The 6,541-nt window shown below is 63.3% G+C and carries 8 protein-coding genes; 2 read left to right on the top strand and 6 right to left on the bottom strand.

What is annotated here, in order from left to right:
- Positions 1-304: 304 nt before the first annotated feature.
- Positions 305-1,036: a FadR/GntR family transcriptional regulator gene (locus VSR68_RS08720; RefSeq protein ID WP_342939421.1), complete on the top strand. Its 732-nt coding sequence runs from the start codon at positions 305-307 to the stop codon at positions 1,034-1,036.
- A gap of 193 nt (positions 1,037-1,229) precedes the next feature.
- On the opposite strand, the gene VSR68_RS08715 is transcribed toward VSR68_RS08720, so the two are convergent.
- Complete coding sequence (locus VSR68_RS08715; protein ID WP_342939420.1) at positions 1,230-1,835, bottom strand: NADPH-dependent F420 reductase; 606 nt, start codon at positions 1,833-1,835, stop codon at positions 1,230-1,232.
- Between the two features lie 379 nt (positions 1,836-2,214).
- Between VSR68_RS08715 and VSR68_RS08710 the strand changes: the two genes are divergently transcribed.
- On the top strand, positions 2,215-2,649 hold the full coding sequence (locus VSR68_RS08710) for a hypothetical protein (protein ID WP_342939419.1): 435 nt from the start codon (positions 2,215-2,217) through the stop codon (positions 2,647-2,649).
- Between the two features lie 132 nt (positions 2,650-2,781).
- Here VSR68_RS08710 and VSR68_RS08705 read toward each other — a convergent pair whose 3' ends face one another.
- From VSR68_RS08705 to VSR68_RS08685, 5 genes are all read right to left on the bottom strand, one after another.
- Positions 2,782-3,486 carry a dienelactone hydrolase family protein gene (locus tag VSR68_RS08705; protein ID WP_342939418.1) on the bottom strand — a complete coding sequence of 235 codons (705 nt, stop codon included), beginning with the start codon at positions 3,484-3,486 and terminating at the stop codon, positions 2,782-2,784.
- A gap of 139 nt (positions 3,487-3,625) precedes the next feature.
- Positions 3,626-4,063, bottom strand: coding sequence for a carboxymuconolactone decarboxylase family protein (locus tag VSR68_RS08700; protein ID WP_342939417.1), 438 nt, complete (start codon positions 4,061-4,063; stop codon positions 3,626-3,628).
- A gap of 164 nt (positions 4,064-4,227) precedes the next feature.
- On the bottom strand, positions 4,228-4,512 hold the full coding sequence (locus tag VSR68_RS08695; RefSeq protein WP_342939416.1) for a hypothetical protein: 285 nt from the start codon (positions 4,510-4,512) through the stop codon (positions 4,228-4,230).
- Positions 4,513-4,709: 197 nt separating this feature from the next.
- Positions 4,710-5,555 carry a carbohydrate ABC transporter permease gene (locus tag VSR68_RS08690; protein ID WP_087732933.1) on the bottom strand — a complete coding sequence of 282 codons (846 nt, stop codon included), beginning with the start codon at positions 5,553-5,555 and terminating at the stop codon, positions 4,710-4,712.
- Complete coding sequence (locus VSR68_RS08685; RefSeq protein ID WP_342931552.1) at positions 5,552-6,442, bottom strand: sugar ABC transporter permease; 891 nt, start codon at positions 6,440-6,442, stop codon at positions 5,552-5,554. The genes VSR68_RS08690 and VSR68_RS08685 overlap by 4 nt, the downstream gene beginning before the upstream one ends.
- Between the last annotated feature and the right edge of the window lie 99 nt (positions 6,443-6,541).

The raw sequence follows: 6,541 nt of genomic DNA, 5'->3' as shown, positions 1-6,541 counted from the left end.
ATCAACACCGACTGCGGTAAGCTTCATTCGGGGTTCTCCTTCCTCAAGTGGTTTGTTTCGCTACTTCCACTTTGGCACATCTGATGCCGTCGGCTGTGAGAACCCCCCTTCATCCTGGTTACTCCCCCAATCTGCACCTACTGTCAGCCCTTGCGGGGGGAGGCGTCCATTCCATTTCCTCCTGATTGTGGAGCTTGTGAGCATCGGCTGCGGTATCGAGATGTCCGCATGCTCGATGTGGCGAATAGTGATTTCGTCCACCAGGCGACGCAAATCGGTCAGACCAATCTCGGGAAGCACCGGCATGGGATTTCACACACTTTCGTCCAGCGCGGTCGACAGGACCGTCCGGCAGCTCGAAGAGAAGCTGCTCAAAGGCGGGTGGGAAACCTCGGCGCGCCTTCCCGCGGAGCGAGCGCTCGCGCAATCGCTGGGCGTGTCGCGCTCGACGGTGCGCGAGGCGATCCAGCGGCTCGTCACGCGTGGAATGCTCGAAACGAAGCCGGGCAGCGGCGTGTACGTCGTGCAGAGACAGCCGGCGCGTCTGAGCGCGCCGTGGCTGCAACTGGTCGCCGAGAATCCGCCGTTGCGGGCCGAGACGCTCGAATTCCGGCTGGTCTTCGAATGCGCGGCCGCGCGCTTTGCCGCGCAACGCTCGACAGCGGAAGAACTCGACAGGCTTCAGGCCATTCTCGTGAAGATGCGCAACGCGGTCGAGGCACACGACGTGGATGCGGAAGCCATCGTCGACGGCGAGTTTCATACGGCGCTGACGGCCGCCTCGCACAACCGGATGCTCGACCAGTTCTACGCGAGCGTCATCACGATGCTTCGCGAGCACATCGCCGCGAATACGTTCGATGCGACGCTGAACAACGCGAACGCGTTCAGGCAATCGGCGATGCGGCTCAACCAGCACGAATCCATCTTCTTCGCAGTGCGGGACCGCGATCCCGAAGCCGCGCAACGCGCGATGTACGCGCATATCGCCTTCGTCGGGAAGCAGTTCGAGCCCGGCTTCGGCTTCGCTCAATGAGCCGTCGCTACATGGCGCGAGTCATGTAGCAGGCGGCTAGATCTCGGCTTCGGCGTGTTCGCGAAGATGCGCGGTCGCGTGATGATCGTGCAGCTTCCGTTCGGTCACGCGGGATGCTCGAAGGTGCCCGGACTGGCGGACGTCCCTTTCCAGTCCGCAGTGCGTTCCTTCGATGCGCGCGCCAGCGCGTCCTTCACGCCTTGCGCGTCGAGGTCGCCGTATAGACGGGCGAGCCCGGTTGCTGACGCCACGAATCGGCGATCGTGCCTGTGTCCACGGCATCGAAGCCGATGTCGTCGACGAGTCCGAAGACGATCTGCTTCGCCTTCGGATCGTCGCCCGAGACGGGCAACGCGATACGTCCCGCGGCGCCCGACGGCTTGCCCATGCCTTCGAGATGCGCGGCGTAGATGTTGTTGAACACCTTGATCACGGGATGCCCGATCTGCTCTTCGACCCAACGGCTCTCGGTCGTGCCCGCCTCGATGCCGTCGATCCTGCCGTCGCGCTGACGCGGATAGTAGTTGCACGTATCGATCACGACAGCCGATGGCTTCGCGTTGCCGAAGAGTCCCTTCGGCAGCTGCGGGACCTTCGCGAGCGGGATCGTCACGACGTTCACGTCGGCGTCCGCGATCATGTCCGGCACGTTGCTCGCCGTTGCGCCCGTTTGCTGCGCGACAGCTTGCAGCGAAGCGCCGCCGCGCGAATTGGCGATGCGTACCGCGTGCCCTTTTTCGACGAGCCGGCGCGCGAGCACCTTGCCGATGTTGCCTGCACCGATGATGCTGATATTCATCGAACCCTCCTGATCAAGTGGGTGTAGCGGCGCGTGACCGGACCCGTGTCGAGTCCGGAGCGGCGCCCGTTTCGTCATGCCCTGACGAGCATCCTCCATGCCGATCGGGCGGCGATCGATCGCCGCTCCTTTCGAGCGCTAGCGGAGTCGATCAAATAGTGCAAGCCCACGTCGCCATCACGCAACGCCGCGCCGGCGAAAAGTCTCGTGCCGGACACGAAACAATGCGCCCGAGGCCGCTCCCGCCTTGCTTCCGGCGGCATTCAGACTGACGACGCGAACTTTGTTACACCTCTTACGGGGAAGGGCGGCCGGCGTTACTAAGGCCTTTCAGATGTCCGGTTATACTCGCGCCGTCTTAAAAACAACTGACCCTTCTATGTCGAACCGAATCTTTCAGATGGTCGCGATTGCAGCGCTTACGGCTGCGACGTCGGTGCCGGCGCTGGCCGGCGATATGAACAATGCGCTTGGCGGCGCGCTCGGCGGTGTGGCCGGCGCGGCGTTGGGCGGCGCAGTCGGCGGCAGCACGGGTGCCGTGATCGGCGGCGCGGTCGGCGGCGGCGCCGGCGGTGCCGTCACGTCGAATCGCCGCGAGCGCACGGGCGCCATCGTCGGCGGCGCGCTGGGCGGCGGTGCCGGCACGGCGGCAGGCAACGCGATGGGCGGACGCGGAGGCGGTCTCATCGGCGCGGCCCTGGGCGGCGGCGCGGGCGCGGCGCTCGGCGGCAACGTCTCGCGCTCCAACTCGTATGCGGATGACCACGGCTATCACGGCAAGCGCCATCACAAGCATCGTCACTACGACGACTGATCGGCGAACACGGCGTGGTTCGGCGCAGCGCCAAAGCCGCTCGGCAACGAGCGGCGCGCTGCGTGAAACCACGCCGGGCGCTGAGTGCCGCAAAGGCCAGCGCCCGATATCAGCCGCGTGAAACGCGCGCGCTTACTTCGCCCACAGCGTGCGGCCGAAGAAGGTCAGCGTTCTGTCCCACGCGAGTTGCGACCACACAGGGTCGTACTGCGTGATCGCGATGCGCCCGCTGCCGACAGCCGTTTCGTTGGTGAACGCGTGATGCGCGAGATAGCGATGGAACTGCACGTCGACGTTCGCTTCGCGCAGCTTCGACTCCAGCGTATCCACGTTTGCGATCGGAAAGGCCGCGTCTTGCGTCGCCCAATGGCCGAGCACGGGCGCCTTGATTTTCGAAGCGTCGATGTATTCGAGCGGAGGGTAGCCGTAGAAGACGACGCCCGCCGATACATCGGAGCTTTGGCAAAGCGAGAGCAGCGTCAGCGCGCCGCCCATGCAGTAGCCCATCACGCCGACGCGGCCCGCGCGCTCCTTCAGATATTGGATCGCGCCGCGAATGTCCTGCGACGCCGCATCGCCGAAGTCGAGCCCATCCATCAGATGATGCGCCTCTTCCTCTTCCACCGTCGATTTGCCGCGATACAGATCGGGCACCAGCGCGACGTAGCCTGATTGCGCGAGGCGATTCGCGACGCCGCGAATCTGATCGTTCAAGCCCCACCATTCCTGAATGACGACCACGGCGGGCGCGCCATCGGGTTTGTCGGGCGTGGCGAGATAGCCTTGCAGTTCCTGGCCGTCGGGCCGGCGAAAAGTAATCATGGATGCCGTTGTCATGAGCGTCTCTCTTCCCGTTGATGTTGACCGGACGCCATAGCATAGCGCCGTTGATCCGGCGACGCAGACTGCCGACACACGAAAAAAAGCGGGCATCGCCCGCTTGCTCTTCAACCTCGATGCGCTGCCTCAAGCGCGCTTACGACGGCAATTTCCGGAACGAAATCGCAAAGCGGTTCCATGCGTTGATCGACGAAATAAGCAGCGTCAGGTCGACCAGTTCCGCTTCGCTGAAGTGCGGCTTTACCGCTTCCCACACAGCGTCCGGCACGTGTGTCTCGGACACCAGCGTGAGGGCTTCCGTCCATTCGAGCGCCGCGCGCTCGCGGGCCGTGAAGAACGGCGTTTCGCGCCACACGACGACCGTCGCGAGACGACGGTCGGTTTCGCCGGCCTTGCGCGCGTCGGCGGTATGCATGTCGACGCAGAACGCGCAGCCGTTGATCTGCGAAGCGCGCAGGCGCACCAGATCGGCCAGCGATTTTTCGAGGTCGCTCTTGCCGATGCGTTCTTCGAGGGCGAGCATCGCCTTGATCGCGTGCGGGTTCGCTTTGTAGAAGTCGAGACGTTGTTCCATGGTGGTTTCCCCAGTGATGAAGTGCGTTTGCTTGCGCGACAAGACGAAGATTAGGCGCTGAATTGGCCATGCGGAATGGCCAATTCGACCTAATTTGAGGTAGCCACTTTGGCGGCGTGAGTGGGCCGTTTCCGCGCGACGACGGACGATGCTGAAATGATCCGCTACGACCTGTGAAGACGGTTCAAGCGCGCGAATTCGGCCGGCCTCGTGAACGACCGATACAACTCGCCGACCGTGCCGATAGCGAACGCGGGCTTCAACGTTGCGCCGGGAAGTGCGCTCAGAATCCACTCATACGCGTTCATGTCGCGCTGTTGCGCATGCATTGCATCGGTCAGAGCGAGGAGCGCCTTGTCGGCCGAGTGTTCGCCCAAGTCGATGAACAGGCTTTCGAATGGGTCTTTAGGATTCGCAACGGCACGCAATGCAAGGTGGCGCTCGGTCAAATCGATCTCCCGTCTGTGAAGCTGTGAGTCTGTGAACCTGTGAGCCGTGAAGCAGACCTGCGCGGCATTGCCCTGACGGCCGCGTCACGCCTCATGTTAGCGAGTCGTATGTGTCAACGTGGTGAATATTGTCCGGCGGATTGTCGTCCGTGAGTTTTGCACGCCCATGACATCCGGCCCAATAGCGCGAAAACGCGTTACTTCACCGCGCCGAGCGCGAGTCCCTTCACGAGATACCGCTGCAGCCACGCGAACACGACGGACACGGGCAACGTCGCGCACAGCGTCGCGGCCATCACCAGATGCCATTCGACGACGTACTTGCCCGCCACCATATCGGTGACTTGCACGGTGAGCGTCTTGTTTTCCGGCGAGCGGATCAGCGTGTAGACGACGGCAAACTCGTTCCACGCATTGATGAACGTGAAGATCGCCGTCACGACGATCGCGGGCACGGCAAGCGGCAGGAACACCTTGAACACCGCGCGCGAGCGGCTGCATCCTTCGAGCCACGCCGACTCTTCGAGATCGCGCGGCACGGTCTGGAAATACGACGACAGCATCCACACGGCGAACGCGATATTGAACGCCGCATACGAGACGATCACGCCGATCTTCGAGTCGACGAGATTGCCGTCGCCATACGGAATCATCGCGGCGAGACGGAACAGGCCGACCACCAGCAGAATCGGCGAGAGCATCTGCGTGACGAGCAGAAACTGTCGATAGAGCCCGCGCCCGCGAAACGGAAAGCGCGCGAGCGCGTATGCGGCGGGCAGGCTGACGGCCAGCGCGAGCGCCGTCGACAGCAGGCTGATCACGCAACTGTTGCGCAACGCGACGCCGAAGTTCGCGGCCGTCCACATATCGACGAAGTTCTGCCATTGCCAGTGCACGGGAAACCAGCGCGCCGGATAGATGAACACTTCCTGCGCGGGCTTCAACGCGGTGAACAGCATCACGGCGAACGGAAACAGCACGATCACGACGAGCGGCGACAGCGCGAGCCAGCACCACACGGTGCGCTTCATTTTCGCGTTCATGCGGGCTCTCCTTCCTTCGACGGCTGAATGCGCAGATACAGCACCGAGAACACGAACAGCATCACGAGCATGACCAGCGACACGGCGGCCGCCTGACCGGGCCGTCCGAGCCGGAAGCCCAGTTCGTACAGGTACGTGACGAGGATATGCGTGCCGTTGTCGGGGCCGCCTTGCGTCATCACCCAGATGATCGGAAACGAGTTGAACACGTAGATCACGTTGAGCAGGATCGCCATGTTCACGAACGGCCGCAGCAGCGGCAGCGTCAACTGGCGGAACTGCTGCCACGCGCTTGCGCCGTCGATGCGCGCGGCTTCGTAGATATCGCCGGGCACGGAAGAAAGACCGCCGAGCAGGATCGTCACCGTGAACGGAATCGACACGAGAATGCCGACGGCGATCTCGACCGGGAACGCAAGCTCGGGCGTCGCGAGCCAGTGAATCGGCCCGCCGATCAGCCCGAGGCGCTGCAACGTGACGTTGACCATCCCGTAGTCGTCGTTGAAGGCCCAGCGCCAGACGACGGCTGTCATCGTCAGCGAGACGGACCACGGCAGCATCACGATCGTGCGGGCGATGCCGCGGCCATGAAAGTCCTGGTTCAGCACCAGCGCGACGGGCACGGAAATGATGATCGTGCCGCCGACCACGCAAGCCGTCCACACGATCGTCCGGCGCAGCGAATCGAGAAACACGGGATCGGCGAAGACGGTATAGAAGTTCTTCAAGCCGGTGAAATCGCGAATCGCGCCGAAGCGCGACACATCGTGCAGCGACTGGTACACGATGTTGAAGATCGGATAGCTGATGATGAACAGCGCGAGGATCAGGCTCGGCGCGATCAGCCACCAGGGCGCGGCGGCGCGCGGCGCGATGGAACGGCTCATGCGCGCTCGATCGACAGTTGCTTGGGCGTTGGAGCTCATGAAGCCCTCGGGACGGAATGGGCCGGATGCAATACGGCGCACGCTTCGCATGAACAAAGC

The sequence above is a fragment of the Paraburkholderia phymatum genome, assembly GCF_038900715.1.
Classification (GTDB): domain Bacteria; phylum Pseudomonadota; class Gammaproteobacteria; order Burkholderiales; family Burkholderiaceae; genus Paraburkholderia; species Paraburkholderia phymatum_A.
This window is presented reverse-complemented; position numbering and strand designations above follow the sequence as displayed.